The following is a 26,562-nucleotide window of genomic DNA, read 5'->3' as shown; positions in this document are numbered from 1 at the left end:
AGGGTCTACGGAACACACGGAATACGCGGAAAGGGCCAGGAGCCGGGGAAGCAGTTTACGATTGTTTACAGTGGTTTACGGTTGTTGACGGTGGTTTCAGAAGAAGGGGATCCGAGTCAATCCGACTGGATTCGACCTTGTCGGGGGAGGGGCTGGATGGGGAAGCTGGCGGAGCTCGGAAACGGCAGGCTTACGCATCTCCTTCGCCAAGGCTTCGAAGATCGCGGGCAGTCGCTACCGTGGGTGATCCAGGTCAATCCAAGTCAATCAAGGTTCAAAATCTGTGAAAGGTGATGGCGGTCTGGCTACTCCGAAAGTGGATGGTTCGGGGCTTGTTTGTGGCTGGGGTGGGGAGTAGGGAAGGCTCTCCGTATTTCTTTTATTATGAAGACAAGACTGATTCAGGTTTCTGCCCTGCTGGGCTTCTCGATGAGCGCACTTTACAGTGCTGACGCGCTGACTCCGATCACGGAGGGTGCCTCGCCGCACTTCATGAAGGTGATGTCTCACCTGGAGGTGGGCGGGTCTTCTCTGAGCTACCAGGAGCAGAGCTCCATCTGGGCGAGCCTGAGCTCCTTCTTTGACAATGCGCTGGCGAAGATGCCCGCGGAGCAGAAGAAGGATGTGCCACCGAACCTTTCCTTTGCGAAGCTCTTTGATGTGATGGGGCTGGACCAGGTGAAGGCGGTGGGATCCAGCGTGCGGGCACTGCCGAACGGGCAGAATCACCTAACGACCTTTGCTTTCATCCCCGAAGGTCGCAAAGGACTGATGACTCTCTCTGGAGGTGCGGCGGAGCCGCTGGTGCTGCACGCGGTGTCCCCCAAAGGCACGGACCTGGTGCTGGAGTTTCCGCTGCACACGAAGGACGCGGCGAAGGCGATCCTGGAACATGTGCGGCCGCTGATGCCGAAGGCGGAGCAGGCGAAGATGGATGAGTCGATGAAGACGCCGATCCCGGTGCTGGGGCTGAGCTCGGGAGAGCTCCTGGAGAAGCTGGCGGCGCGTGTGGCGCTGGTGGCGCGGCTGAACCCTGAGCAGCAGCTGCCTGCAGGCCAGTCCGGGGTGATGATGCCGGGCATCGATGCGGCGCTGGTGATCGACCGCATCGGCTGGCTGCTGGAGCCGCTCTCGCAGCAGTTCCTTCCCGTGCTGAAGAATGGTGGCGCGCCGGTGGATCTGAAGGAGGAAGGCAATGCCGTGATCATCACCTTCAAAGGTCCGATGGGGCCTGAGCCGATGGATTTCCAGCCGAGCCTGCACTGGGACAAGGCAGCGGATCGCGTGATCCTGGCGACGCGCACCAGCTTCCTGAAAGCGCTGCTGGATCCCGCGGACAAGCTGGCAAAGACGCCGGCCTTTGAGACCGAATGGCAGGGCCTGCCGGCCTCTGGCAATGGCGCGCTGTATGTGTCCACACGACTTCAGCAGGAGCTGCTGAAACTGGTGCCGCAGGCGATGAAGCAGAGCCAGAGCAGCGCCAGCGAGATGGAAATGTGGACGGCGATCCTGGACTGGTCAAAGCCCTACACGGCGCATGCACAGGCCTTCGCCCAAGTGAACCTGGCGGACGGCAGCCTGGGTGCGGCCAACACGACGCTGCCCGTTTCTCAACCCTCCGCGCTGGCGACGATCACCACGATCTCCATCATGGCGAGCCTGGCGGTGCCGACGGTGAATGTGATCCAGGACATGTCCAAGCAGACGGCGATGAGCACACGTGCACGCGAAGTGGCGGTGGCGCTGAAAGTCTACGCCAAGAAGAAAGGCAACGGGAAGCTGCCAGCAAAGCTCTCCACCCTGGTGCTCGAGGGGCTGCTGCCAGATGACACCGCGCTCTTTGCCGAGGATCCTGTCACCAAAGCGCCAGTGGCCTGGCTGTATGATCCCACGATCACCGACGACTCTCCGGGAGATGCGATCATTCTCGCGACACCCTTCACCTACCGTGGCAAGGGAGGTGGCAAGCGGGTCATTTTGCAAAATGACATCAGCGCTCTGGTCATCACGGGAGATGATTTTGATGCCCGCCGCAAGGACACGCTGGAGTGATGAGGACCGCTTTTTGAAACGGGGTGCGGATGGAGACCTCCGCACTCCATCGAGAATGCACTTTTCGCATTTTCGGGGTTGGTTCGCGGGCATTCACGGACATGAATGCGGGCTGCCGAGCCTCCCTACCCTTCCCTGATGTTCTCCTTCCTTCTGCGCCGCCTCTTCAGCAGCATTCTGGTGCTGTTCTTTGCGGTGTCGCTGACGTTCCTGCTGATCCGGCTGCTGCCGGGCGGGCCGTTTGACCGGGAGAAAGGCGGCTCGGCGAAGGTGCAGGAGAATCTGCAGGAGAAGTACAAGCTGAACGGCTCGCTGTGGCAGCAGTACACGTCCTACATGGCGGATCTGGCGCGGCTGGACATGCGGCTTTCGACGAAGTATCGCGACTGGACGGTGGCGGAGATCCTGGAGCAGAAGATGCCTTCCTCGCTGAAGCTGGGTGGCATTGCCTTCGTCATCGCGAGCACGCTGGGTGTGCTGCTGGGCGCGGTGGCGGCGATGCGCCGTGACACGCCGGTGGACGTGGGCGCAATGCTGGGTGCGCTGCTGGCCATCTCGATCCCCTCCTTCATCACGGGGCCGTTTTTGATCGCCGTCTTTGCGCTGTGGCTGCACTGGCTGCCAGTGGGCGGCTGGGGTGATGTGTCGCACCTCATTTTGCCCTCGATCTGCCTTTCCATGCCTTACATCGCGTATGTGGCGAGACTAATGAGGAATAGTTTGTTAGACGTTTTGAAGAGTGACTTCCTCCGCACGGCCCGCGCAAAGGGGCTGACAGAGGCGCAGGCGGTGTCACGCCACGCGCTGAAGGTGGCCATCCTGCCGGTGGTGACCTATCTGGGACCTCTGGCGGCGAACCTGCTCACAGGCTCCATGATCGTGGAGACGGTCTTTAACATCTCCGGCGCGGGCAGCATCTTTGTGAACTCGATCCAGAACCGCGATCCCTTTCCGCTCTGCGGCGCGGTGATCGTGTACTGCACGCTGCTGATTGTCTTCAACCTCATCGTGGACCTGCTCTACAGTGTCCTCGACAAGCGCATCCGAGTCCATGGCTGACGCACCGAAGACATCTGCCTCTCTGCATCGGCCGGATGGCTGGGAGATCGTGCGCCGCAGCAAGCCGGCGATGATCTCGCTGGTCTTCCTGGCGGTGCTGGTGGTGCTGGCATTCACGGTGCCTTTCTTTCTGCCTGATGCGTTGAAAACGACGAGCAACGGCGCCTTTCTGCCACCGCTGGCGAGTGGCGTGGACGCGCCGGTGACACATGTTTGCGGCACGGACAAAAACGGGCAGGATCTCTTTTACCGTCTGCTCACAGGCGCGCAGGTTTCCATGGGCGTGGGCATCGTGGGCGCGGCCATCTCGCTGATCATCGGCACGCTGTATGGCATGATCAGCGGCTTCATGGGTGGGCGTGTGGATGCGCTGATGATGCGGGTGGTGGACCTGCTGTACGCGGTGCCGCGCATCCTTTTCATCATGATCTTCATCGCGGCCTTTGACAGTGTGTTTAAAGACTGGCTGGACGGCATCCGCCTGTGGTCGCAAGAGGCTGGGTGGAAGAGGCTGGAAGAGGCGGCACACTACCTGATGCCCTACTCGAAGATCGTGGTCATGATCATCAGCCTGGGACTGGTGGAGTGGCTCACCATGGCACGCATCATCCGCGGCCAGGTGCTGGTGCTGCGTGAGCTGACCTTTGTCACGGCCTCGCGAGCGATGGGGCAGAGCAACTGGCAGATTTTGCGCAAGCATCTGCTGCCGAATCTGAGCACGATCATCCTCACCTACCTGACGCTGACCATCCCGGCGGTGATTCTGGACGAGTCCTTCCTGAGCTTCCTCGGGCTCGGGATCGAGGACCCGGCCGCAAGCTGGGGATCTCTGCTGAAGGACGGTGCGCAGGTGATCAATCCCGTGGAGAGCAAGTGGTGGCTGCTGGCCTTTCCGGCCGTGCTGATGTCTCTCAGTTTGTTGGCGCTGAACTTTCTGGGAGACGGATTGCGGGATGCGTTTGATCCGAAGAGCGCGGATTGAGGATCGGTGATGGGGGATGGGGAGATTCGTTCTGGGGGTGGAGGATCCCGCTTTCTGCACGATTCAGAGATGAGAAGAGAGACGTGAGGTGGGGTATTCCCCACCCTTGACGAAAATCAGAGGCGTGGCTTGTTCTGCGCCGTCATCATTCTTCCTGTCTTGTCCCATGGCAAACCACGGCCAGCACCCGCAGGACACCTCCGCGCCGAAGCGTGGCGGGGGAGGGCAGACCGTCGTGGAGATGTGCGATGTGACAGACAACGGCATCGTCTTCTGGTCACGGCATCGTTTTCAAATTGGCTCCGAACTGCAGATGCGCATGCGGCGTGACTCGCTGTCACCGAGGCTTCAGGAGAAGCTGGAAGCGCACGGCAAGTGGGTGATGATGCAGGGCTTTGTGGTGCAGTGCGCGCAGGTGCGGAGGCAGGACGGAACGCTGCTTTTCAAGGTGTCCATGCTCTTTGACTCCGCGCTGGTGTGCCCGAAGAAAAAGGTGAAGGCGACACGCTGCCTGATGACGCCGGTGTTTGAGGGCGGGAAGGCTTTCAGTTTGAACTGAAGTCGCGTCCGCATCCGTGAACTGGGTTAACCAAAAGGTCCTCAAAAGAATTGAGGACCTTTGTGAATCAAACAGATCAGACAAACGAAGCGCGTCAGACCCGCTGGCCGATGTCCTTCAGCTTCGCCAGGCCTTCTGACCATGGCACGTCATGCGGCATGCGCTTGGACAGCGCCGCGAGAGCGCCAATGACACCGGTGGCCTCACCCATGGCCACGGAGTTCCCGGTCACGCGGTAGCTGGAGTGGGAAATGAAATCTCCACTGATGCAGCGGCCGGCCATCATGAGGCCGTCCACATCTTTGGCGATCAAGGCACGCAGCGGAATGTCATAAGGGGTGACCTTGACCCCCTTGCTGGCCGCGCCGCTTTTCTGCTCCTTGTTATGCGCGGAGGTGAGGGAATGCACATCCACGCCAAAGGTCACGCGCACCACGCCATCATCATAGCGTGCGCCTTTCACCAGGTCATCTGTCTGCACGGTGTAGCGGCCCGCGATGCGGCGGCCATCGCGCACGCCGATCTGCTCCGCCGTGGCCACGATCTGGATGCCTTCCCACGGGCCGCCAAGGCTGCGCAGGCCGTTGACCATCTTGTGCATGTCAGCACGGGCACGCACGGTGGCGGCGGTGATCTCAGCCGCGTCCCAGGGCTTCACACCATACTCATGGTTAAACATGGCAAAGCACAGGTTGCCGCTCACATGCCAGAGCGTGGAACTGGCGTAGGACGGGATCTCACCCGTAGCCTTGGTGATGGCATCGCGGATGCGGAGCTTCTTCTCGTTCTTGGAGTTCTCGCCAGGGTTCGGCGTGCCAAAGCGAATGTATTCGCGCAGCGCTTCCGCGTCCTTCACCACCAGCAGCGCATTGAGAGACAGCGGCTGGCAGGGACAGGTGACCTCGGAGTCGATGTCGTTCGTGTCACCGACCTTGAATCCACAACCCGCGAGCGCGCCGAGATCGCCATCGCCTGTGGTATCAATGAACACAGGTGCGCGCCATGCCTGGCGACCGGACTTGGATTCAGTCACGATTGTTGTTAGGCGATTGCCTTCTTTGAAAGCGGCGCTGACTTTCGTGTGATACTGAAACTTCACACCAGCCTCCACGCAGAGTTCCTCCAGCAGCAGCTTCAGAGCCTCCGGATCATAGCAGAAGGCGCTGTTGCTTTTGGTGTTCGCACGCGCGTTGCGCGCATCCAGCTTCAGACGAAGCTCTTTGGCGAAGCCTGGCTTGTCGAAGTCCAGGAAATAACCCAGCAGGCCGGCTGTCCAGATGCCGCCCAGGCAGCCGCGCCATTCAAAGAGGCGCACCTTGGCGCCGGCACGTGCCGCGGTGATAGCTGCGGTGACTCCGGCAGGCCCCGCACCGCAGACGATGACGTCCGCATCTTCCACATAGGGAATGTCTCGCGCAGGTTCGGCAAACTGGCCCGGCTTGGCGGCAGGTGTCTCCGCAGCAGCCGTGGCCTGGGTGGCGGCGCTGCCAGCGAGGGCGGCGGAGAGGAAATGGCGGCGGGAAACGGCGGCAGGTTTCATGGGGTAGGAAACACGATCACTCCCCTTCCCTGCTTTCAAGAAGTTCGGGTTGTGGCTGCGATCTTTACATCGAAACAACAAAAACCCGGCGATGGGTGCTCCATGGCCGGGTGTTTGTCTGAGCAAACGTGCTCTTATTTCAGCGCGCTCAGATCCGCACCGAAGTTGATGTGGAAGGGCAGGCCGTCGATGACCAGCGCAGGGACGGATTTCACTCCGGCGCTCTCGGCTTCGGCCACGCGGGCCTTGTCATTGCCCAGATGGACGATCTCGACCTCGAAACGTTGTGGGTCCAGGGCAGCGGCGACGTTTTGCTCTGCCTCCACGCAAACGGGACAACCAGCATGGTAGAAGGTGGCTTTGGCTTTCATGATGTGTGTGTTTCTATGTTGGAGTTTTTGTGCAACTCGTTTGAGTTGTGAGCCACTCTCCGGCACATCGAAAATCTGAAAAGAGGGCACCTTTTGAGGGGGTGGTTACCAAAAGGTTCCCACTCGACAGGCCCGCTCATCTTGGCTTCATGCATGCTCACACGATGCCCGCGAAAAAAGCCCGCTTCATTCCGCTGTCTGACCGCAAGGCGTATCATCGCTTTGAAGATGTCATTGGCTGCAAATGGAGCACGCTGGTGGTCGCCGCGGTGTCTCAAGGCGTGACACGTCCTGGCGAGCTGGAGCGCTACATTCCCGGCATCTCCACCAAGGTGCTGAACGAGCGTCTGCGCAAGCTGGTGGACTTCCAGGTGCTCTCACGCACGGAGCAAAGCGGCCTGCCCGCGCGCGTGGACTATGCGCTCACGGACAACGGCACGAAACTCGCCGCGCTGCTGGAGCAGGTGCGGCTGCTGAATGCGCAACATCCCGATCCCGCCTCATGAACATCAGCGCCTTTGTCGATGCCCTGCATGCGGGCAAAGCCAGTGAGATTCAGCCCACCGGCACGGGTGAGTGGTGGGACAAGCCCTGGCAGACCGGCTTTTACAAGCAACCGCATTTGGACAACCTTTGGTTAGGCTATGAGGGCTTCCGCGGTGATGAGCAGGCGGACCGCCGGCATCATGGCGGCTCCGAAAAAGCCGTGTGCGTCTATGCCACGGAGCACTACCCCTACTGGCGTGAGCAGCTCGCGCTGCCTGATCTGGCCTACGGCGCCTTTGGTGAGAACCTCAGCCTCACGGGCCTGATCGAGACCGATGTCTGCATCGGTGATGTGTTTTCACTCGGCGAGGCACGCGTGCAGGTCTCGCAACCTCGACAGCCTTGCTGGAAGCTCGCACGCCGCTGGCGCGTGAAGGATCTCGCCGCGCAGGTGGAGCAGACCGGGCGCACCGGCTACTATTTCCGAGTGCTGCAGCATGGTCATGTGAGTGCAGGAGACACATTAACGCTGCTCGAGCGTCTTTTTCCGCAGTGGAGCATCGACCTGTGCAATGAGATCATGCATCATCGCAAAAACGATGCCGAGGCTGCGAAGGAACTGGCGCAGTGTCCTCTGCTCTCCGCGAGCTGGAAGGACGGCCTCTGGGCGAGAGCCAACCGGCCCGTGGAAAGTGGCGCAGTTAAGAATGCGCGAACAGATCAGCCGGGCTGAAATGGCACGGCATGAAGGAGTCGCGGAGCGTCCTGGAGTGCGGTGGCAGAGATGCACGGGCCACCGTGCATCGCAGACACCGCTCTCATGCGCACATGACGTTAACCTATTTCGAAGACTTTCTCTGCGCGCCTAGCGGTGTCGCGCCTTAGCGCTTGCCACCGCACTCCGGGACGCTTCGCGACTTCCACACCAAGTACAAAAGGCTGCCGGGTCACCCCGGCAGTCTCAATGCTCATTAATCGACTAGCAAACTAACTTTTCGTTAGCCCACACCGCCACTCACACGAATGACCTCACCCGTGACCCAGCCAGCATCGGGCGATGCGATGAAGGTCACCACCTTCGCGACATCATCCGGCTGGCCGATGCGGCCCAGCGGTGTGTCGGCAATGGCCTTGTTCGCGAAGTCGGTGCCGATGATGCCGCCGCTGTGCGTGCCTTCGGTTTCCACGATGCCGGGATTGATGGAGTTCACGCGGATCTGACGCGGTGCGAGTTCCTTGGCGAGAACAGAAGTGATGGCATCCACGGCTGCCTTCGTGCCGGTATAGGCGGCAGTGGCGGGCAGCTTCAGGGCGGTGATGGTGGAGCTGATGTTCACCACACTGCCACCACTGGCGGGGAAGTGCTTCACCGCTTCCTGGGTTGTGAGAAGGAGGCCGAGGACGTTGATGTTAAACTGGCGGTGGAAATGATCCGGAGTGATGACTTCGAGAGGCGCGAATTCATACACACCGGCGTTGTTCACCAGGATGTCGATCTTGCCAAAGGCAGCCACAGTCTCCGCGACGAGACGGGTGACGTCCTCAGGCTTGGCCACATCGCCCTGCACAGCGATAGCCTTGCCTCCGGCCTGGGTGATTTCAGCGACGATCTTGTCCGCGCCAGCCTTGCTGGAGGCATAGTTCACTGCGACGGCAGCGCCTGCTTTGGCGAGGTCCTTGGCGATGGCGGCTCCGATGCCTTTGCTGGCTCCGGTGACGAGGGCGACTTGATTCGAGAGTTTGGATGCAGTGCTCATGACGTTCTGTTGATTAGGTTGATGTAGGTTCTGTTTGGGTTTGTTTTTGGGGATTCTCCACAAGGTGGAAGAAAAGGGGTAAGTGCCGGGCTGGATCAGCGCAGCTTCAGCAGCGTCGCGATGGCATTCAGGACGATTAGAAGGAGGGCGAAGTTTGAGGCAGTCATGGCATTGGGAAGTTAATGATTAGACCGGTCGTCTACAATGAGGGTAAAAAAAATCAACGGTTGGCGGGGAGATAGCTCTTCACGAACTGAAGAGCTTCACGGAGCGGCTGCACCTGCTTTCCGGCAGTGCCGCGCAGGTAAGCGCCGAGCCAGACGTCATGGATGATGCTGGCGGTGTGGCCTGCATCCAGTGACTGCCGGATGCTGCCCTGGGCCTGACCCTCCTCAATCACGCGCCGCAGGAGAGAGATGGCAGCGTCATAGTTAGCGGACACCTCGGCGCGCATGGCATCGCTCCAGGAGGACACCTCGGCGGTGAGCTTGCTGACCAGACAGCCCTGCTGGCAGTCCTGCTCCAGAGTCATCGAAAGCCGCGCCTCATAGAAGGCCACCAAGCGCTCATAGGCGTTCGGGATCGTGTCCGTCTTTGTCAGCCACTTGCGGGTGTAAGCCTGCGCCTTGCCACCGAAATACTTCAGTAACTCCACGCCAAACTGCTCCTTGGACGTGAACCAATGATAAAAGGAACCTTTCGGCACATTCACCGCCTTCAGGATCTCATTGATGCCCACCCCACTGAAGCCCTTCTCCAACACGATGCCCACGGCCGCATCCAGGATGCGTTCCTTGGTGTCATTGTTGGCAGTGGCGTTCATGGGGTGTGGTTTGTCGTTCGTGTGAAAGAGGTTTAGACCAATCGGTCTAAACGTGCAAGCGCGATTTTGAGTTTTTTCAAAATCACACCGGCACACCCCCTCACTTCGCCACCTTCACCCGCAGCGTCGGAGGTGCGTTGCGAGAGCTCTCCTTGCTGGCAAAGGCATGGGCCAGCCCGTTGCGGGTCATCTCATTCGTCTCACGGCAGATGATCAGCGTCACCAGCCCGTTCGTGTCCGCACGCAGCACCTCCAGTAGTTCCGGACTCTTCACGGAGTAAGCCCCGCGCGTCGTCCCCTGCGGCACGATGAACTGCCCCACACGCTTCGCCTGGCCGGCCACAGCGGTGATGCGATGCTCCTCCGCATCATCATGCGCCGGCGCCGAGTTCCATCTCAGCGTCTCTTCATTCCACGCATCCTGAGACTCATCTGTCAGCGCATACACGGCAAAGGTCGCATCCGGCACCAGCGAGGCAAAGCCTAGTTCGCTCGGCTCCAGCTGGATCTCAAACTCCGCGTCCTCGATCGGTTTCCCACGGAAGCGGGACAGGTCAAAGGCCATGTAAGCCTTGCGGTCCAGCTTCAGATCATAGGTCGTGTGCTTCACACGCAGAAAGGACTCATGCCCGGTGACCTTGATCGAGTTGTTAGACTGGATCCATGAGTCACGACCCTCGCCATACGCCGTCGTCACCGCCTGCCAGCCATCACCGAGATCGCGGATGGTATCCGGCAGCCAGCGGCCCGACTCCGGTTGGTCATCACGATCCGCATCCGGATTTACCGCTGTGGCCAGGAAGTTTCCATAATCCACACGTTGGCCGGCACGCAGCTCCTTGCTGCCCTTCTCACCATCGCGCTGCACTTCCACCAAACCTTCGATGACGTGCACCATGCACTTGCCATCCTCACTGGCGCTCACGCCAAAGCGCGTGCCCCAGTCCACCACCTTCGTCTCCGGCGTGTGAATGGTGAAGCCTTTTGCCTGCGGCGGCACATCCGCCACCACCGTGCCCTTCTTCACACGGCACTCCATGTTGGAGACCACCTCCATGCTCACCGGAGCCTCGAGCGTTACCTCAGCACCGCTGGCAAACTTCAGCGTCGCCATCCCTTCCAGCAACTCCAGCGTTCCGGGAGTGAGCTGCGCACCTTCCAGAGTCGGCAGCGCGCTGTTACCCCACTTGCAGGCACGGGCCTTGGCAAGTGTCGCCACCGGTTTCGGCGCATCATCCATCATCCACACACCACCCAGCGCCACCACGGCAGCAGCCGCAGCCGTCACCGCGTGCCAATACCACGGCCGCATCGTTGGTTGGGCCGCAGCATTCTTCGACTGTTCCGCTGGCTCGGCAAAGAAGCTCTCATCCGCATGACGCATCTCCGCATCCATCAGCGCGGCTTTCGCCAGCAGCGCGCGTGCTTCCGCATCATCGCGGATCAGCGCATTCAGGTGCGCCTGCTCCGCCTCGCTGATCTCGCCGCTCCGGGCACGTTCCCAGAGTTCCAGGAGTTGAAATTGTTCGTTCGGTTTCATCTCTCGTATTCCTTCAAAGATAGTTAGGCCGCGCCCTCCGCCATCTCACGCCGCTCCACGCATTCCAGCAGCGTCATGCGCACCCGGCTCAGCGCGCGATACACCGCGCCCACGGTCCGCTTCACGCGGTCCGCCACCTGCTCGATCTCCAGGTCCTCGTAATAGCGCAGTTGCACCAGCTGCTTGTGCTCCTTCGGCAGCTTCGCCACGCAGAAACGCAGCGCTTCTTGTTTGGCGGATACATCCCCCGCCAGCTCGCTCACCGCCGCGCCCAGGGCTTCCAGGGACACCTCGTCCAGCGGCAGATGCTCCCGCTTTTTGTGCCGCCGGTGCGTCAGGATCTGGTGAAAGGCCGTTTTCCGCGCCCAGGCCAGGAAGTTCGTGCCGAGCTGGAAATCATCAAAATGCTTCCAGAGAAGCATCTTCGTCTGCTGCAAAATGTCCTCCGCCGCCGCATCTCTCGGCACCAGGCTGTGCACATAGAGCGACAGCGACCGGTCATGGGCGGTCAGCAGTTCCAGAAAGGCAGTTGTGCGGTCAGAGTCAGACATGCGGAAAGAGCGTCGCCAAGGAGAGGCACGTCAACCCCGTCTTTGGACACCCTTTTTGCTTCCCATCCCGCCCGCCGCTGGCTAGACCGTGCCGCAACATGAATGCCCGCATTGTCCTGGTCATCGCTTCCTGCCTCCTCAGCCTCGCCACCGGCCTCGTTTTGTCCCGGGGAAAAGGCACCTCGGACGGCAGCGGCGGCAGCCGATCAGCCTCCGGCAAACCCGTGATCGGACTGAGCATGGACACCCTCAAGGAGGAGCGCTGGATCGCCGACCGCGACCTCTTCATCGCCCAGGCCCAGGCGCTCGGCGCCCAGGTGGAGGTCCGCTCCGCGAACAGTGACGACACCCGCCAGCTTCGCGATGTCGAAAGCCTCATCACCGCCGGGGTCGATGCCCTCGTCATCATCCCGCACAACGGCGCCGCCATGGCCCGCGCCGTCGAAATGGCCCACGCAGAGGGCATTCCCGTGCTCTCCTACGACCGCCTCATCACCGATGCCGAGCCCGACCTCTATATCACCTTCGACAACATCAAGGTCGGCGAGTTCCAGGCCAAGTTCCTCGCCGATAAAATCCCCGCCGGTGGCAAGCTGCGCGTCCTGCGCATCTACGGCGCGAAGACGGATAACAACGCCAAGCTCTTCAAGCAGGGCCAGGACAACATCCTCCAGCCGCTCATCGATGCCGGCAAGGTCGAGGTCGTCTTTGAAGACTGGGCGGAGGACTGGAAGCCCGAGAATGCCAAGAAGATCACCAACGCCGCCATCACCAAGGCCGGCCAGAACATCGATGCCATCCTCGCCAGCAACGACGGCACCGCTGGCGGAGCCATCCAGGCTTTGATCGAGGAAGGCCTCTCCGGCAAAGTCATCGTCACCGGCCAAGATGCGGATCTCGCCGCCTGCCAGCGCATCGTCGCGGGCACGCAGACCATGACCGTTTACAAGCCGCTCACGCAGCTCGCCAAACGCGCCGCCGACCTCGCTGTGAAGCTCGCCAAACGCCAGCCCCTCATCGCCAAAGCCGAGACTGACAACGGCAAGACCCAAGTCCCCAGCGTCCTCCTCGACATCGTCTCGGTGACGAAGGAAAACATCCGCGAGACCATCGTTAAGGATGGCTTCCGCAAAGAGGCTGATGTGTTTGGGAAGTGAGTGCCTCGACCAGATCGTATGACGACTGAAGAGTCTTCACATCAAGCAGCGCCACAGAGGCTCGGCCTTGGAAAACTGCTGCTGATCTCCTTCGCTCTGTGTTCAGGTAGCATCATCGTTGATCAAACCATTCGATGGAGCAATCCACTGGAGGGCTTCCTAGCGGGATCTATCTTCGCTACTATCGTCACTCTTTCTTACGGGAGCATTCTCATCCTGCCATGGAGCTTCGTGATCTGGGGCCTTTATGAGGTGTTTGAGTGGAAGCGTTTTCGATCCCAATGGATACTGGCACCTGCGATAGCTGTGGTTCTGCTCATTCTCGCCGGATTCTTCACCTCTCCCCCTACGGCACGCGGCAGCTTTAAACAGTTCGCAAATGCAAAGATCCCAGCAGATGCAACGAGTCTAAAATACCATCTTTGGGGAGGCGGCTATGCCGACTATGCCATCAACTACTACTTTGAATGCAGTTCTGAGAGCGTGGAAAAGCTGATTGCCGACATGCAGATGGAGCATGCGGGAAGAATAACTGCTGAGGAGATGCCGTATCTGCGGCCAATCAAGAAACTACCCGAAGGTCCCGATTATCGTCAATGGGTCGGAGGTTATCACTACTCCCTCGAAAGGAGAGGCTGGTTCTTTGACATCCTCACTGATCCGACCAAGACCAAAGTCTATGTTTGGATCTCATGCATCTAAATCCGGCTACGCCCCGCTCACTCCCCCCGCATCGCGGAACCCCGTCGGTGTCATGCCGGTGTGACGTTTGAACCACGCGGTGAAATGCGGCGGATGCTTGAAGCCCAGTGCAAAGGCGATCTCCTTCAGCGCTGTGTCTTCTCCTGCGAGACGTTGACGAGCCACTTCGAGCCTGCGCCGCTCCATCCAAACCTGCGCTGTCATACCTAACCGTGAACGCAACAAATCATGCACCCGTCGCTCGCTCAGTTTCATGCCAGCGGTTAACTGGCCGAGCTTCAGCGGCTCATCCAGAGGCCATTCGCTCAATGCCTTCAGCATCGAATCCAGCCGCCGGTCTTCCGCCGAGCTGTTCTCAGGAGTCACACCCATCTTTTCCAGGGTCTGCACATACACACTGAACCACTCACGAAAGGCCGCCTCATGCCGGCACCAGTCGGCCACACCGCGTGGAACCGCCGCAGTGCCTTCACGATAAGTCACCACGCTCTTTCGACCATGCACCTCCCTGAAAAGAGTTTGTGTGGCAGCGAGCAATGCCGCGCTTTTGGTTGGGCTCAGCACAGCATTCAGCCCCGTCTTGAAAACCGGCGCCCCACCCGGCCATTCACAGCGAAAGCCGACCGAGGTCAGCTTCGTCCCTTTTGCGAACCACTGCCGCCGCGTGCCCGGTGCCGTGAAAAAGCTCTGCCCCGGCTTCACCACCATCTCACGTCCGTCCGCCTGGATCTTCACCAGGCCCTCCTCCACATAAAACCACCCCGCAGGCACCGTGATCTCCTGCGCCGACCACGTCTCCACCACCGGTGGACACCCGCGATACACCCACAGCCAGTCAAAGCGCAGGCTCTGCCAGACAGCGGGTGGAAGGAGTGAGAGGCTCATGTAAGCGATTTCCGCCAAGCATAAGCGGCCCGGCTTGCCAGGCGCATCCTTTTTGTGTGAACTGGTCAGATGCGCCGAGTCACCACCAGCCTGCTCCTTGCCACCGCTCTTCTTCATGCGGAGGAACCCCGCCAGATCAGCGGCATCTACCCATCGCTCGCCATGTTCAATGACGAGGGCGAATGCGGCACAGGCGCCGTGGTGCCCTGGGCGGACCGCCTCTGGGTCATCACCTATGGCCCACATCTTCCTTTCGGCTCAAGTGACAAGCTCTACGAGGTCACTCCCGAGCTCACCCAGGTCGTGCGCCCGGAAAGCGTCGGCGGCACACCGGCGAACCGCATGATCCATCCGGAATCGAAGCAGCTCTTCATCGGGCCCTACATCATCGATGCCGAGCGCAAGGTTCGCGTGATCCCTCCGGCACGCATGCCCGGCCGTCTCACCGGCAATGCACGCCATCTCACGGATCCTTCCGGCAAAATTTATTACGCCACCATGGAGGAAGGTCTCTATGAAGTGGACGTGAAGACCCTCGCGGTGAAAAACTTCATCCGCGATGGCAACCCCATCAAGAAAGGCTTCAAGATCGAGACACAGCTTTCGAGCCTTGAATCCCAGCTCCCCGGTTATCACGGCAAAGGACTCTACACCTCCCAGGGCCGCGTCATCTACGCGAACAATGGCGACCGCGACAAGCGCGTGCTGACCGATCCCACCACGCCTAGTGGCGCGCTCGGCGAATGGTCCGGCGAGGGTGACTGGAAGCTTGTGCGGCGTAACCAATTTACCGAAGTCACCGGCCCCGGCGGCATCGAAGGCAGTGATCCGAACGCCCCGGCGTGGAGCATCGGCTGGGATGCGAAATCACTCATCCTCATGCTGCTGGATCGTAGCCCGGGTTTTCAACCCGGGGCCCAGGAGAACGAGTTGAAAACTCGTTCTACGTGGCAGTCCTTCCGCCTGCCGAAAGTCAGCCACAGCTATGACGGCGCTCACGGCTGGAACACCGAGTGGCCGCGCATCCGTGACATCGGTGAAAAAGACCTGCTCATGACCATGCATGGCGCTTTCTGGAGCTTCCCGAAAACCTTCTCCACCGCAAACACCAGCGGCATCCGTGCCCGCAGCGCCTACATGAAGGTCATTGGTGATTTCGCCCGCTGGAATGACCGCCTCGTCTTCGGTTGTGATGACTCCGCGAAGTCCGAGTTCCTCAACAAGCGCAAGGTCAAAGGCCACATCGACAGCGTCGGCCAGTCGCAGAGCAATCTTTGGTTCGTCAATCCTGACACTCCCAGCAAGCTCGGTCCTGCCCATGCCAGCGGCGCTGTGTGGCTGCATGACAGCGTGAAAGCAGGCGATGAGTCAGATCCCTTCCTCATCGCGGGTTGGAAGCATCGCAGCGCCTGGCACATCGACCACACCACCGGCGAGTCCAAGCGCATCGAGATCACCAGCGATGACGAATGGCTGCGCGTGAAGGCCGAGAAGGACTGCAAGGACTTCAGTGTCATCATCACCCTCAGCAATGGCGATGATCGCGGCACTGAGGCTGATGCCATCTTTGACGGCATCGCCCGCATCGGTGATGCCAAATCACACACCGGCGTCTTCCGTCCACGCGGTGAAAACAAGCGCACGCTCAGCTTCGCCGCTGATGCTGGTTACTATGAGATGGGCGCTGATCTGAAGCTTGCAAAGGTGGACGACACCAAGGCGGAGACCTTTGTGAAAACCAAGGTCGCCATCCCGCAGAAGGTCATCACGCTGGATGAAGCCAGTGTGCTCATCGTCGATGATCGCGGCCGCCGCTGGCGCCTGCCACGGGCCAGCAAGGACTACGATGCTCCGACGAATGCCGGTGACCTGCGCATCTGCCGCGAGGTCGCCACAGAACGCGACATGCTCAGCGCCTGCGGCACCTTCTTCGAGCTGCCTGCGGAGAATGCGGACGGCTTTGCCAAGATCCGTCCCATCAGCTCGCACAATCTCCGCGTCACCGACTTCGGCGGCTATCGCGGCCTCTTCCTCATCAGCGGTGTGAATCCGGACGCGAAAGCGGGCGAGCACATCATCCGCAGTGACGATGGTAAAGCCGCCCTCTGGGCCGGTGCCATCGACGACCTCTGGAAACTCGGCAAGCCACGCGGCGAAGGCGGCCCCTGGAAGAACACCAAGGTCAAAGCCGGCACGAAGAGCGACTCTTACCTCATGTGGGGTTATGACCAGCGCACCCTCACCCTGAGCCATGATCAAAACGCGCCCGTAAACTTCCACGTCGAGCTCGATCTCACTGGCACTGGAGTCTGGGTCACCTACCAGAACCGCGAGGTCTCCCCTGGCGAGCCCACCAGCCTCACCTTTGAGCCCAGCGTGCAGGCCCGCTGGCTGCGCGTGACGGCCAGCGATGATTGCGAGGCTACGGCACAATTGAAGTATGAGTAACGGGAGAGATGCGCAGGCGTATACCCTGTGCCACTTTCCTCGATCTCATGCGCCGCCTTCTGCTTCTCGCCCTTCTCTGCCCCTTGCTGTCCAGCGCCCAGGTCTTTGACCTGAAGCTTCCGACCGCGAATGATGCCCTGCTGAAGGGTGACGGCCCCGACTACTTTCAGTTCGTCGATCGCAACTTCGAAGGCCAGGTCAGTTACCCGTGGGAAGGTGGCCAGTTCGGCTTCTGGCGTGACCCGCGCCGCACGAGTGGCGGCATCGCCTATGCACGCTTTCATGAGGGCATGGATGTGAAGCCGCTGAAGCGCGATGGCCGCGGTGATCCGCTCGATGACGTGCTCGCCATCCTCCCCGGTGAAGTCGTGCACGTCGCCCCTGTGGGAAAGAGCAACTACGGCAGCTACATCGTCATTCAGCACAACTGGGGTGAAGGTCCCTTCTACTCGCTCTACGCGCATTTGAAGGAATACAAAGTCACCGTCGGCACGAAGGTCGCCGCAGGCCAGCCCATCGCACGCATGGGCTACACCGGTGCCGGCATTGATCAGCGGCGCGCGCATGTGCATGTGGAGCTGAACATCATGCTCTCCAGCCAGTTTGACCTCTGGCACAGCACCGGCTTCAACACACCGAATGTGCAGGGCATCTACAACGGCATGAACCTCCTCGGTCTCGACCTGCAGGCCCTGTATCTCAGCCACGCCAAAACACCTGTCACTTCCATTGCAGCCTGGTTGAAGCAAAGCGTCCCGCAGTTTGAGGTCACCGTCCCCGGCAGCGCCCGGCTTGAGATCGTGAAGAAGTATCCTTGGCTAGCCAGCGGCATCACCGCCACCAGTTCCTGGAAGATCAAATGCAACCGCTGGGGTCTCCCACTCTCCGTCACCCCGTCAGCGCAAACCGTCAGCGCTCCCGTGGTGTCCTGGTATCAGGAAAGCAAATTTCCCCTTTACTACCAGACCCGCGGGTTGGTGAGCAACACTGGCAAACTCACCGTTGAAGGCCTGCGCTTTGTGCAGCTCATGGCGGGACTGTGAGGCGAAAGTTTGCGATTGTTTGCAGTGGTTTGCCATGGTTTGCAGTTGTTTCCCAAGCCTCGGGATCCCCAAACGATTGCAAACAACCGTAAACCACTGCAAACAATCGCAAACGGCTCCCGGCCTTCGGCCACCCCGCCCATGCTCCTCGCCCTCGAATCTTCCTGTGATGAAACCGCCGCAGCCATCTGCACGGCGGAGGGAGACATTCTGGCCTCGTCCGTGGCTTCGCAGATTGAGATCCACCGCAAGTTCGGCGGCGTTGTGCCCGAGGTGGCATCACGAAACCACATCCTGCATGTACGCCCGCTTGTGGAGCAGGTGCTCGCAGAAGCCCAGGTAAAGCTCGGAGACATCCAGGCCTTCGCCGCGACCAGCGGCCCGGGCCTCGTCAGCAGCCTGCTCATCGGCACCAGCATGGCCAAAGCCCTGGCAGTCGCTGAATCCAAACCCTTCCTCGCGGTGAACCACATGGAGGGGCATCTACTTTCCCCCTTCATGGCCGGCAATGGACCTCCCCGTCGCAGTGTCGCCCTCATCGTCAGCGGCGGTCACACGATGCTCATTCACATGACCGGCGTGGGTGAGTATCGCTTGTTAGGTCGCACGCGCGATGACGCCGCTGGTGAGGCCTTTGACAAGATCGCCAAGATGATCGGCCTGCCGTATCCCGGCGGACCGGAGATCGACAAGATGGCTGCCAAGGGCCGCGCCGATGCCCACAGTTTTCCACGCAGCTTCATGGACGGCGAAAGCCTCGAGTTCAGTTTCAGCGGCCTCAAAACTGCCGTTCTCTATGAGTTGCCCAAGCTTGATCTGAAGAGTGAGTCATCGCTCGCCGATGTCTGCGCAAGCGTGCAGGAAGCCATCTGCGAGGTGCTCGTGGAAAAGCTCGTGCTCGCCGCCAAGCGCTGCCGTGAAAAGCTCGTCACCGTCAGCGGTGGTGTCAGTTGCAATCGCGGTCTGCGCGCCAAGCTCACCGCCCGCTGCGCCAAGGAAGGCCTCACGCTTTTGCTCGCCCGTCCTGACCTCAGTACCGACAACGCCGCCATGATCGCCTACGCCGCCGCGCAGCGTTTCCAGCTAGGCCACACCTCCCCCCTCGAAGCAGACGTTGATCCGAATCTGCCGTTGGTGGCGTGAGGCCCCCGGGTCGTGTCCTGGCACCACAGATTGCTTGGGGACCTTCGAAGGTTCACGCAAAAAGACTCCAGTCCCGCTGAGGAGACTGGAGCCTAATGAAATTTAAGATCTGAGAACTCTTCGTTTAGAGCTTCGTGAAATTCAGAGCGAACGGCTCCTTCACCTCGAAGATCGTGGTCTGAGAACGAGCGCTGAGCGACACTGAGATAAACTCGGTCAATCCAGCCAAAGAGGTGATCTGCCCAGTCACTGGATTCACACCAATGGTGACAGCGAACTGTCCGCCGAGGGCGCCCACGCTCCGTGGCACGTACGTTTTTTGATACACACGTCCATTCAGTGCAGGCCCGATATAAGTTAACTCCACGCCATTGAAGATGATCTTGCTCAGATCTTCTGAGATGACCACTTTGACGACCTGATTGTCAGCCGGAGAGCCGGCTGGTCTGGCGGGCTTGGCAGCCGGGACATAGACCCCATTAACAATACTGCCATCCTCAAGAAGCGTTTCATCCATACGCGCGGAGTAGGTGCCTGCCGTGGCGACCAGCGGGTTTTCAGTGATCGGGCCTGTGAAGGTCACAAGGCCTGAGACGGCTTTAGACCCCACCGCGATGGGAGTGACGAGATACTGACCGTAGGCGAACGGGGCGCTGGTGATGCTGTCTGGCATGCTGAAGACACCTTCGACAGGGATCTTTCGGGTGATCACCTTGGTGCCCACCGTGTGCCGGAGGATCTGGGTGCCGGTGTAGACGCCCGTGAGCACATTGAGCTTCACACTCCAAAGAGCGTTCCAGGCATTGACGTTGTTTTCGGCAGGCGCGTTCGGAGCACCCGACACGGCGATGATCCCGCCCAGCAGGGTGACACGTGCCGTGTCTGGAAGAGTGGCGCTGTAGTTGCCATCGGCCAGCCCTTCGCCGGAAAAGGCGACATTGAAATTTTTGCTCGTGCCAAAGCCCAGCAGATTGCCCAGCGGGAACGTACCCTTGGCTGCGACCAGCCAGGGACGCACGATCACCGAAGGCAGTGCGGAGAATCCGCCTGGATAGGCCTTGTCAGCGGCCTTCGGGGCCTTTTTCCAATCTGCCGAGTCCGCTTGAAGCCCAAGGCTGGTCATGTTCAGCTCCATCGAAAAATACCCGCCGACGGCATAGCCCGCAGGCACCAGGTAGATGCTATAGTCGCCGTTGATGCTGGGCTTGGCGCTGCCGGTGAAGGCCGTTCCATCTCCGAGCTTGCCTTTGTAAGTCAGCACGCCGGTCGGAGAGACAGTGAGAGAAGCGTAACCTGCGCCAGCTGGGACAGTAGGGACGGATGGGGTCGGTGCCACCAGGGCCAGCGTGTAAAAACCTGCCCAGGAAGGAGTGGAGCCAGCCTTGCCTGTGAAGGTGGCAAATTTCAGCGAGGATTCCGACGCAAACACAGCCATACTGTCCGCAGGATTGATGTTCTCCCCGATGATGATCAGGCTGCCATCAGGATTGATGGTGAGAGTGAAGTTGATGAGTCCGATCTTCTGCGCATTGCGGAAAACGACCACATTCGCCTGATTGGCCGTGGTTGAGCCCACCGCCTGTGTGACTGTCGTGGAAAAGCTGTAACTCTTGCCAGCACGGGTCAGCATCTTGCCAGTCACCGCACCCTTGGTGGTGACGGTCAGCTCCACCCGGCCGTAATAAACAGCCGATGCAGGATCTCCTTCCACGGTGGAGAGGTTGGAGGCATATCCGCCGGCAAAGTCTGCAATGGCCGCCTCACTTGAGAGTGCGCCGAAAGCGCCGATAAGGATCAATACCCATTGAGATAGAGTGGTAAGTAGGCGGTTCTGCATGCGTGAATGCCCATAACCTCCCCGAAAGTTTCCGCAAACATTCTTCTGTCAATCCACTCTCAGGGTTCTTCAGGAGTACTTCACCAGGCTATTGCCTGAGCCTGCTCCACATTCATGTCCATGCTTGCTCTGGGCCTGAGTGACTGTCACATTCATATAGATCCATCCCCGTGCCTTGATCATGCTATGCCACCCACCTGCTTCCGCGCTGCTCTCGGCGAAGTCATGGCTCTTAACACTAACGGCCCATGCCTGGCAGTTGATCTCCACGAACACGAAGTGTCTGGGCTTTTTCTTTTTAGCTCTCAGCTTGGACATTGGTGCCGCTCCCATCCCCGGCCTCATCCTGCCACTGCAGGACGTGCAGATCGGCACTCCCACCACCGGCATCGTCGCGGAGATCCTAGTCAAGGAAGGTGACACGGTGGAGAAAGGCCAGGCGCTTGTCCGCTTGAGTGACGAGGTCGAGAAGCTCGATGTCGAGCGCACCGCCAAGGTCCTGGAAAAGGCCAAGTTCGATCACGAAGCCGCGGAGAAGCTGCTCGCGGACAAGATCGGCACGCGCGAGGACGCGCTCAAGAAGCGCATCGAATACGATCTCGCCACCATCCAGCAAAAAGCCGCGCAGGTGAGGCTGAACGAGCGCACCATCCGCGCGCCGATCCAGGGCATCGTGGTGAAGCGTGACAAGGAACCGGGTGAGGCCTTGCTGCTCGATGAAACCGTGGCGCAGATCGTGCACATCCGTCAGGTGTATGCGCAGTTCTATCTCGAGCCTGCGCAGGCGCAGTCACTGAAGACCGGTGAGTCCATGTCCATCAAGGTTCCTTCCCTGCCCGGCTCCAGGCCCATCACCGGCAGGCTCGACTTCATCGACCCGCGCATGGATGCCGAGAGCGGCCTCTACCGCATCAAGCTCCTGGTGGACAATGCCGACCTCCACCTGAAGGCAGGCATGCGCGTGGAGCTGGACGTCTCCTCACCTAACCCAAAGTAGTCTAGCGAGGTGAAGCCGCGGCGGCAGCCCGGCTGCGCACCGTGCCGAGCACGCTCTGCACGTCACCACGATAGGGCACGCCTTCCTGTGCGCCTGCCTTCAGCGTCGAAAGCGCCGCCGCCGTGTTGGCCCAGCGGATGCATTCCACGATGTCCGTGCCTTCCGCATAGTGCGCGGTGAAGGCACCGGCAAACACATCTCCCGCGCCCACCGTGTCCACCGGCGTCACGGACTGCACAGGCACCTCATCCACACCAGACTTGCCGATGGAGAGAGTGGCCGTGGGACCGCGTGTGATGATGAGATGACGGATCTTCCGCTCCGCCATGCGCTCCTTCCAGACTTCGTGATTCGCCGAACTGGAGGAAATGGTGGTTTCAAAGAGCTGGCGTGCCTCGTGCTGGTTCACGATGAGCACATCGATCTTCACCTCGCCCCACGGAAAATCAGGGGTGATCGGCGAGGCATTCAGCACCACCGGCACTTTGGCTTCATTGGCGATGCGGATGGCATCCAGCGCGGGTTCCAGCGGGATCTCAAGCTGGATCAAAAGCGCGCCCGCCACCGCGATGCGCGGCCGCTGCATCTTGATGGAGGGGCCTGTGAGCTGGCCGTTCGCCCCCGGGATGATCACCGTCTGGTTTCGCCCCTTCGGGTCCACGGTCACATAGGCGCTGCCGGTGGTTCCGCGTACCGTGTTCAGGCTGCTGCAGTTCACCGCCTCACGGCGCAGATGGTTGCGGTAGTCACGACCGTCCGGATCATCCCCGAGATTGCCGACGAGCATCACCTGCGCGCCCTGGCGCACAGCGGAGAGAGCCTGGTTGCCCCCTTTGCCGCCGAAGCGCTTTTCGAGCTGCGCGGCGACCACCGCATCTCCCGCTCCGGGCAGATGCGGCACCAGGGAAATAAAGTCCACATTCAACGAACCGACGACAACAATATTGGCAGCAGATGCACGAGCCATGATATAAAAATAGGTTAGGTTTTGAGCCAGGCTTTACTTCAGCTTGGCGAGGCGTTCCTTGGTGTACGTCTGGCCTTGCTGGATGGCCTCGTCACCCGGCATGATGGCCGCCAGTTTATCCCAGATCTGGGCGCTGCGCTGGAAGGCGGCCTTGGCATCCGCCTTCTTGCCAGCAGACTGGCTGGTATGTCCCAGCACGCCGCACATCTGGGCGAGCTGCATCTCCCACTGACGGCGCTCAGGACTCATCGCGGCCTGCGGGTCCTTGCCCAGCAGCGCCTCCATGGCCTCCACCGCCTGTTTCACGATCGGCAGAGCAGCGCTCTCCTTGCCCATGTCAGACATGAGCTCCGCATACTCGCCACGCGAACGAGCGAGCAGGATGCCGTATCGCACATTGTCCTGCTCATCAGCCAGGATCTCGTTCAGCAGCTCGATGGCGTCCTGCTTGCGCTTCACCGCATCTCCCGGACGTCCTTCATCGCGGTCGAGCAAGGCGGTACCAGCGTAGTTGCGCGCCAGCCAGTATTTCACATCCGCCCATTCCGGCAGCAGACGGTTCAGCTCGAGCAGGATCGGGATGGCCTGGGAATAGGCCTCGCGAGCTTCCTTGATGCCCACAGCCTTCACCAGCAGCTCCGCGAGCTCGGTGTAGGCTTCCGCCAGCATCAGCGCCTGATCCTGATTGCGAGGCGAGGAGTTCATCACCAGCTGCCCCATCTCCGTCACGGCATCGATAAGCGTGGCCAGAGCATCCTGCGCGCGGCCCGCATCACGCTGGGCCTGGCCTTGCGCGAACTTGGCGCGGGCGAGCAGGAATTTTTCATCCGGGATCAGGTCCGCGCCGATCACTTTCGGATCGAGAATCTCGGAAACCTTCGCCAGGGCCTTCTCCGCCTCCACCATGTCACCCTGCTGCAGCGTGCGGCGGCCATACTCCATGCTGGCGCGGGCGCTCTCATTGCGGGCGAGACGGTTCTTCGGATCCGCGGCCAGACCCGCAGCAAGAGCGGGAGTCGCATCCTTCAGCAGCTTCAGCGACATCTCATGCTCACCGCGATGCTCGTGAATGTCCGAGAGCAGCAGGCTGTAGCGGCCGAACCATTGTTGATACAAGGAAGCATCCGGTGAGGACGGGTTCTCCTGAATCAGCTTCGCCGCCTGATCGCGCGCCTTGGCCAGATAGATGAGCGCGGAGGCGTGGTCACGCAGACGCAGATGGATCTGGCCGATGTTTCCATACACGCGCAGGCGCTCGACACCGAGCTGCGGATTTTTCTCCAGCGCCGGCAGCCCTGCCATGCAAAAGCTCAGCGCGTCATTGAGCTGGCCTTTGGAGAACTCGACATCCAATTGGTTGCTCGTCGGCGTCTGCAGCAGCTGCGTGAGGAACTGGTCCACCGCATTCTGCGCGTGCTTCAGGTTGTCATCCGCCGTCTTCTTTTGGCCGATCACGGAGTCACGCTGCTGCGTCAGGTCCGTGATCTTGTCATCCCGCGTTTTCTTCTCGTGCTGCAGCACTGTGTCCTGCTTGGCAATCACCACCTCATCATTCTGTGCGCGCCTCAGCTGCAGGAAGGCATAGATGCAGCTCGCCGCCAGCGCTGCCGCGAGGCCTGTGCCCAGCGTCTGCAAAGTGCGCACCTTCACCGTCTGCTTTTTCCGCTCCTGCACCGTCTGATCGCGGGACTCCTCCAGGAGATAGTCCGACTCCAAAATCTCAAACTCACGCACCACCTCACGCGCATCTGACCAGCGCGCGGACACATTCAGGTCCAGCGCCCGCTCGATGATGCCGCGCCGGCGCTCATCCCACTTGGATTGCGCCGCAGCGGGCCACATGACTTTCGGCTGCGCGCGCACCGCGTTCAGCAGCGCCATGCTGTCAATGCCATACGCCAGACCGGCGGCGGCCTTCTGCTGCACCAGCGCCATCTGCTCTGCCCACACGCGACCTCCGCGCGGGAACTGGCCGGTGAGCAAACGATAGGCGATGACGCCAAAAGCATACACGTCCCAGGACGGACCATAACCGGCAAACACACCGTCCGGATTCTCCGCCTGCTCCGGGCAGAGATGCATGAAGTGATCTGTCAGCTCCAGGTGGTGGATGCCGCCCACCCAGCCCTGCGCGATGTCTGTGAGCCGGATGCTGGACTCCACATCATCCTCCAGCAGGACATTGCAAGGGCGCAGGTTGCCATGCGGCACGCCATACTTATGCAGCCAGGCCAGCGCATCTGCGAGCTGGTAGATGTGGCTCCAGGCCTTGTCCGCCGGCAGGCTGCCCTGGCACATGGACTCCAGCGTGGGGGTCTGCCACTGCCGGCGGCCTTGCGCATCCTTGGTGAGCACGCCCACCAGCGGCGTGGCCATGTAGTAGGGGCTCTTTTCAAAGTTCAGCTCCTCCACCGGCAGCACTCCACGATGATGCGGCATCTGCTGGAGGGCGCGCACCGCCGTGGCCAGGGCCTTGCGGTTGATCGCCATCGACGAAAACACCTTCACCGCGCAAGCCTTGCCATGCGCGCTCGCACGATAGACCGCACCACAGCGCCCGCTGCCGATGAGGTCCAGCAACTCATGTCCAGCGATCTCAGGCAGACTCATTCAGCACACGCGGGGGTTGGGGTCATGGTCGAGGGGTGGATCACGCGATGGTCGGGAGAAAGCGCTGCTAAAACATGGAGTTGGGCTCGCATTGAATCAAGCCGGGCATGTTTTGACAACACAGTTCATTCAATGATCTACGACTCCCGCTCAGCCTACGGCCCTCCCCCTGAGCAACTTCTTACAATCCCGATGAATCCAGAAAAACTTGTTCACAATGAACCCGGCAAGCCGTGCTCAGAATAGCCATTTTTTCGAGAATGAGTGCAGCCGGGGCGATGCACGCTTCTGGAAACCTGCGGACTATTCCCGCAGGCTGCTGCGCATCCGCTCCGCTTGCAGGATGGCCCGGAACCTAGCCTCATCACTCTCGCGGGTATCGCTGACCAGACAGTAGCGGTAGTCCCGCCAGTGCTTCATCTCAGCTTCAGCATTCTTCAGACGCAGTTCCACCACCTCCGCACTGTCGGTGCCACGACCGGAAAGCCGCGCGCGCAGTTCCTCCAGACTCGGCGGCATGACAAAGATGTCCGTCAGGCACTTCGTCACCAGCTCGTCTTCACAGCCACGCACCTGGGCCGCACCCTGGACATCGATGTCCATCAGCACGTCGATCCCCTTGCGCAGATTCTCCGCCACGTAGCTTTTCAGCGTACCATACCAGCGATTGTGCACCCGGGCGTATTCAAAGAGCTCTCCACGGTCCACTCGCGCGAGGAAGTCTTCCTCGGTCAAAAAGAAGTAGTCCTTTCCGTCCACCTCACCCGGCCGCGGCGGGCGGGTGGTGCAGGACACGGAAAACACTGCCTGACCGCTTTCACAGGCCTTCCGGCAGAGCGTGGTCTTCCCCGTGCCGGAGGGACCGGAGACGACGATGAGCAAACCAAGGCGGGAGTCAGAGCTGGGCATGATTTGGGATTACGCACACAAGCCACCACCGCAAATCTTTTGGCAGATTCTGAGAGTTCGCTGTTCTCAGTTCTCGGTTTCCAGTTGGCCAAATCCAACACTCCACGACTCCACCACTCCAAACCCCGCAGTCTCATCCCGCAT

The 26,562-nt window shown here is 60.4% G+C and carries 23 protein-coding genes; 12 read left to right on the top strand and 11 right to left on the bottom strand.

Features of this window, described 5'->3' with window-relative positions; translation table 11 throughout:
* Nucleotides 1-429: 429 nt before the first annotated feature.
* From BGE01nite_RS04180 to BGE01nite_RS04165, 4 genes are all read left to right on the top strand, one after another.
* Complete coding sequence (locus BGE01nite_RS04180) at nt 430-2,052, top strand: hypothetical protein (protein WP_218032890.1); 1,623 nt, start codon at nt 430-432, stop codon at nt 2,050-2,052.
* A 138-nt stretch (nt 2,053-2,190) separates the two neighbouring features.
* A complete protein-coding gene (locus tag BGE01nite_RS04175; protein ID WP_146849018.1) occupies nt 2,191-3,111 on the top strand; it encodes an ABC transporter permease in 921 nt (306 codons plus the stop codon).
* On the top strand, nt 3,104-4,093 hold the full coding sequence (locus tag BGE01nite_RS04170; protein ID WP_146849017.1) for an ABC transporter permease: 990 nt from the start codon (nt 3,104-3,106) through the stop codon (nt 4,091-4,093). The genes BGE01nite_RS04175 and BGE01nite_RS04170 overlap by 8 nt, the downstream gene beginning before the upstream one ends.
* Nucleotides 4,094-4,259: 166 nt before the next feature.
* Nucleotides 4,260-4,652, top strand: a complete 393-nt coding sequence (locus BGE01nite_RS04165) for a hypothetical protein (protein WP_146849016.1) — start codon at nt 4,260-4,262, stop codon at nt 4,650-4,652.
* Nucleotides 4,653-4,746: 94 nt separating this feature from the next.
* Here BGE01nite_RS04165 and BGE01nite_RS04160 read toward each other — a convergent pair whose 3' ends face one another.
* Nucleotides 4,747-6,192, bottom strand: a complete 1,446-nt coding sequence (locus tag BGE01nite_RS04160) for an FAD-dependent oxidoreductase (RefSeq protein ID WP_146849015.1) — start codon at nt 6,190-6,192, stop codon at nt 4,747-4,749.
* Between the two features lie 134 nt (nt 6,193-6,326).
* Entirely contained in the window at nt 6,327-6,563 is a 237-nt protein-coding gene (locus BGE01nite_RS04155) for a thioredoxin family protein (RefSeq protein ID WP_146849014.1), read from the bottom strand.
* 149 nt (nt 6,564-6,712) lie between these two features.
* On the opposite strand from BGE01nite_RS04155, the gene BGE01nite_RS04150 reads away from it, so the two are divergent.
* A complete protein-coding gene (locus tag BGE01nite_RS04150; RefSeq protein WP_246145662.1) occupies nt 6,713-7,069 on the top strand; it encodes a winged helix-turn-helix transcriptional regulator in 357 nt (118 codons plus the stop codon).
* Entirely contained in the window at nt 7,066-7,782 is a 717-nt protein-coding gene (locus BGE01nite_RS04145; protein WP_146849013.1) for an MOSC domain-containing protein, read from the top strand. The genes BGE01nite_RS04150 and BGE01nite_RS04145 overlap by 4 nt, the downstream gene beginning before the upstream one ends.
* Nucleotides 7,783-8,047: 265 nt before the next feature.
* Here the strand turns inward: BGE01nite_RS04145 and BGE01nite_RS04140 are convergent, their stop codons facing one another.
* The 4 genes from BGE01nite_RS04140 to BGE01nite_RS04125 form a co-directional block, all read right to left on the bottom strand.
* Complete coding sequence (locus tag BGE01nite_RS04140; protein WP_146849012.1) at nt 8,048-8,806, bottom strand: glucose 1-dehydrogenase; 759 nt, start codon at nt 8,804-8,806, stop codon at nt 8,048-8,050.
* Between the two features lie 220 nt (nt 8,807-9,026).
* Nucleotides 9,027-9,629: a TetR/AcrR family transcriptional regulator gene (locus tag BGE01nite_RS04135; protein WP_146849011.1), complete on the bottom strand. Its 603-nt coding sequence runs from the start codon at nt 9,627-9,629 to the stop codon at nt 9,027-9,029.
* A 100-nt stretch (nt 9,630-9,729) separates the two neighbouring features.
* Nucleotides 9,730-11,169: a DNRLRE domain-containing protein gene (locus BGE01nite_RS04130; protein ID WP_146849010.1), complete on the bottom strand. Its 1,440-nt coding sequence runs from the start codon at nt 11,167-11,169 to the stop codon at nt 9,730-9,732.
* A gap of 23 nt (nt 11,170-11,192) precedes the next feature.
* Entirely contained in the window at nt 11,193-11,720 is a 528-nt protein-coding gene (locus BGE01nite_RS04125; protein WP_146849009.1) for a sigma-70 family RNA polymerase sigma factor, read from the bottom strand.
* A gap of 98 nt (nt 11,721-11,818) precedes the next feature.
* On the opposite strand from BGE01nite_RS04125, the gene BGE01nite_RS04120 reads away from it, so the two are divergent.
* Together BGE01nite_RS04120 and BGE01nite_RS04115 are read left to right on the top strand one after the other, a co-directional pair.
* Entirely contained in the window at nt 11,819-12,877 is a 1,059-nt protein-coding gene (locus BGE01nite_RS04120) for a sugar ABC transporter substrate-binding protein (protein ID WP_146849008.1), read from the top strand.
* Nucleotides 12,878-12,895: 18 nt separating this feature from the next.
* The gene (locus tag BGE01nite_RS04115; RefSeq protein ID WP_146849007.1) at nt 12,896-13,579 is read left to right on the top strand and encodes a hypothetical protein; all 684 of its coding nucleotides are present in this window, start codon (nt 12,896-12,898) and stop codon (nt 13,577-13,579) included.
* A gap of 6 nt (nt 13,580-13,585) precedes the next feature.
* On the opposite strand, the gene BGE01nite_RS04110 is transcribed toward BGE01nite_RS04115, so the two are convergent.
* Nucleotides 13,586-14,464 (bottom strand): AraC family transcriptional regulator, encoded by an 879-nt coding sequence (locus tag BGE01nite_RS04110; RefSeq protein WP_146849006.1) that lies wholly within the window; start codon nt 14,462-14,464, stop codon nt 13,586-13,588.
* Nucleotides 14,465-14,533: 69 nt separating this feature from the next.
* On the opposite strand from BGE01nite_RS04110, the gene BGE01nite_RS04105 reads away from it, so the two are divergent.
* From BGE01nite_RS04105 to tsaD, 3 genes are all read left to right on the top strand, one after another.
* Nucleotides 14,534-16,912: a hypothetical protein gene (locus tag BGE01nite_RS04105; RefSeq protein WP_174770034.1), complete on the top strand. Its 2,379-nt coding sequence runs from the start codon at nt 14,534-14,536 to the stop codon at nt 16,910-16,912.
* A 47-nt stretch (nt 16,913-16,959) separates the two neighbouring features.
* Nucleotides 16,960-17,955, top strand: coding sequence for a M23 family metallopeptidase (locus tag BGE01nite_RS04100; protein ID WP_170266577.1), 996 nt, complete (start codon nt 16,960-16,962; stop codon nt 17,953-17,955).
* A 141-nt stretch (nt 17,956-18,096) separates the two neighbouring features.
* Nucleotides 18,097-19,098, top strand: coding sequence for a tRNA (adenosine(37)-N6)-threonylcarbamoyltransferase complex transferase subunit TsaD (tsaD, locus tag BGE01nite_RS04095; protein ID WP_146849004.1), 1,002 nt, complete (start codon nt 18,097-18,099; stop codon nt 19,096-19,098).
* 124 nt (nt 19,099-19,222) lie between these two features.
* Here the strand turns inward: tsaD and BGE01nite_RS04090 are convergent, their stop codons facing one another.
* The gene (locus BGE01nite_RS04090; protein ID WP_146849003.1) at nt 19,223-20,935 is read right to left on the bottom strand and encodes a hypothetical protein; all 1,713 of its coding nucleotides are present in this window, start codon (nt 20,933-20,935) and stop codon (nt 19,223-19,225) included.
* A gap of 181 nt (nt 20,936-21,116) precedes the next feature.
* Here BGE01nite_RS04090 and BGE01nite_RS04085 point away from each other — a divergent pair, with 181 nt between their 5' ends.
* Complete coding sequence (locus BGE01nite_RS04085) at nt 21,117-21,932, top strand: efflux RND transporter periplasmic adaptor subunit (protein ID WP_146849002.1); 816 nt, start codon at nt 21,117-21,119, stop codon at nt 21,930-21,932.
* Nucleotide 21,933: 1 nt separating this feature from the next.
* Here BGE01nite_RS04085 and BGE01nite_RS04080 read toward each other — a convergent pair whose 3' ends face one another.
* The 3 genes from BGE01nite_RS04080 to gmk form a co-directional block, all read right to left on the bottom strand.
* Nucleotides 21,934-22,899: a ribokinase gene (locus tag BGE01nite_RS04080; protein ID WP_146849001.1), complete on the bottom strand. Its 966-nt coding sequence runs from the start codon at nt 22,897-22,899 to the stop codon at nt 21,934-21,936.
* A 33-nt stretch (nt 22,900-22,932) separates the two neighbouring features.
* Nucleotides 22,933-25,509, bottom strand: coding sequence for a protein kinase domain-containing protein (locus tag BGE01nite_RS04075; protein ID WP_146849000.1), 2,577 nt, complete (start codon nt 25,507-25,509; stop codon nt 22,933-22,935).
* A gap of 303 nt (nt 25,510-25,812) precedes the next feature.
* Entirely contained in the window at nt 25,813-26,418 is a 606-nt protein-coding gene (gene gmk, locus BGE01nite_RS04070; RefSeq protein WP_146848999.1) for a guanylate kinase, read from the bottom strand.
* Nucleotides 26,419-26,562: the final 144 nt, after the last annotated feature.

The organism is Prosthecobacter gellanilyticus (assembly GCF_007992435.1).
In the GTDB taxonomy this organism is placed as follows: domain Bacteria; phylum Verrucomicrobiota; class Verrucomicrobiia; order Verrucomicrobiales; family Verrucomicrobiaceae; genus Prosthecobacter; species Prosthecobacter gellanilyticus.
The sequence above is the reverse complement of the archived record's forward strand: the minus strand, read 5'-3'. Positions and strand labels throughout refer to the sequence as shown.

Bases quoted from the DNA above. Each gene is read 5' to 3' on its own strand.
- BGE01nite_RS04180 (WP_218032890.1), top strand. From the start codon at position 430: ATGAGCGCACTTTACAGTGCTGACGCGCTGACTCCGATCACGGAGGGT.
- BGE01nite_RS04175 (WP_146849018.1), top strand. From the start codon at position 2,191: ATGTTCTCCTTCCTTCTGCGCCGCCTCTTCAGCAGCATTCTGGTGCTG.
- BGE01nite_RS04170 (WP_146849017.1), top strand. From the start codon at position 3,104: ATGGCTGACGCACCGAAGACATCTGCCTCTCTGCATCGGCCGGATGGC.
- BGE01nite_RS04165 (WP_146849016.1), top strand. From the start codon at position 4,260: ATGGCAAACCACGGCCAGCACCCGCAGGACACCTCCGCGCCGAAGCGT.
- BGE01nite_RS04160 (WP_146849015.1), bottom strand. From the start codon at position 6,192: ATGAAACCTGCCGCCGTTTCCCGCCGCCATTTCCTCTCCGCCGCCCTC.
- BGE01nite_RS04155 (WP_146849014.1), bottom strand. From the start codon at position 6,563: ATGAAAGCCAAAGCCACCTTCTACCATGCTGGTTGTCCCGTTTGCGTG.
- BGE01nite_RS04150 (WP_246145662.1), top strand. From the start codon at position 6,713: ATGCATGCTCACACGATGCCCGCGAAAAAAGCCCGCTTCATTCCGCTG.
- BGE01nite_RS04145 (WP_146849013.1), top strand. From the start codon at position 7,066: ATGAACATCAGCGCCTTTGTCGATGCCCTGCATGCGGGCAAAGCCAGT.
- BGE01nite_RS04140 (WP_146849012.1), bottom strand. From the start codon at position 8,806: ATGAGCACTGCATCCAAACTCTCGAATCAAGTCGCCCTCGTCACCGGA.
- BGE01nite_RS04135 (WP_146849011.1), bottom strand. From the start codon at position 9,629: ATGAACGCCACTGCCAACAATGACACCAAGGAACGCATCCTGGATGCG.
- BGE01nite_RS04130 (WP_146849010.1), bottom strand. From the start codon at position 11,169: ATGAAACCGAACGAACAATTTCAACTCCTGGAACTCTGGGAACGTGCC.
- BGE01nite_RS04125 (WP_146849009.1), bottom strand. From the start codon at position 11,720: ATGTCTGACTCTGACCGCACAACTGCCTTTCTGGAACTGCTGACCGCC.
- BGE01nite_RS04120 (WP_146849008.1), top strand. From the start codon at position 11,819: ATGAATGCCCGCATTGTCCTGGTCATCGCTTCCTGCCTCCTCAGCCTC.
- BGE01nite_RS04115 (WP_146849007.1), top strand. From the start codon at position 12,896: ATGACGACTGAAGAGTCTTCACATCAAGCAGCGCCACAGAGGCTCGGC.
- BGE01nite_RS04110 (WP_146849006.1), bottom strand. From the start codon at position 14,464: ATGAGCCTCTCACTCCTTCCACCCGCTGTCTGGCAGAGCCTGCGCTTT.
- BGE01nite_RS04105 (WP_174770034.1), top strand. From the start codon at position 14,534: ATGCGCCGAGTCACCACCAGCCTGCTCCTTGCCACCGCTCTTCTTCAT.
- BGE01nite_RS04100 (WP_170266577.1), top strand. From the start codon at position 16,960: ATGCGCCGCCTTCTGCTTCTCGCCCTTCTCTGCCCCTTGCTGTCCAGC.
- tsaD (WP_146849004.1), top strand. From the start codon at position 18,097: ATGCTCCTCGCCCTCGAATCTTCCTGTGATGAAACCGCCGCAGCCATC.
- BGE01nite_RS04090 (WP_146849003.1), bottom strand. From the start codon at position 20,935: ATGCAGAACCGCCTACTTACCACTCTATCTCAATGGGTATTGATCCTT.
- BGE01nite_RS04085 (WP_146849002.1), top strand. From the start codon at position 21,117: ATGCTATGCCACCCACCTGCTTCCGCGCTGCTCTCGGCGAAGTCATGG.
- BGE01nite_RS04080 (WP_146849001.1), bottom strand. From the start codon at position 22,899: ATGGCTCGTGCATCTGCTGCCAATATTGTTGTCGTCGGTTCGTTGAAT.
- BGE01nite_RS04075 (WP_146849000.1), bottom strand. From the start codon at position 25,509: ATGAGTCTGCCTGAGATCGCTGGACATGAGTTGCTGGACCTCATCGGC.
- gmk (WP_146848999.1), bottom strand. From the start codon at position 26,418: ATGCCCAGCTCTGACTCCCGCCTTGGTTTGCTCATCGTCGTCTCCGGT.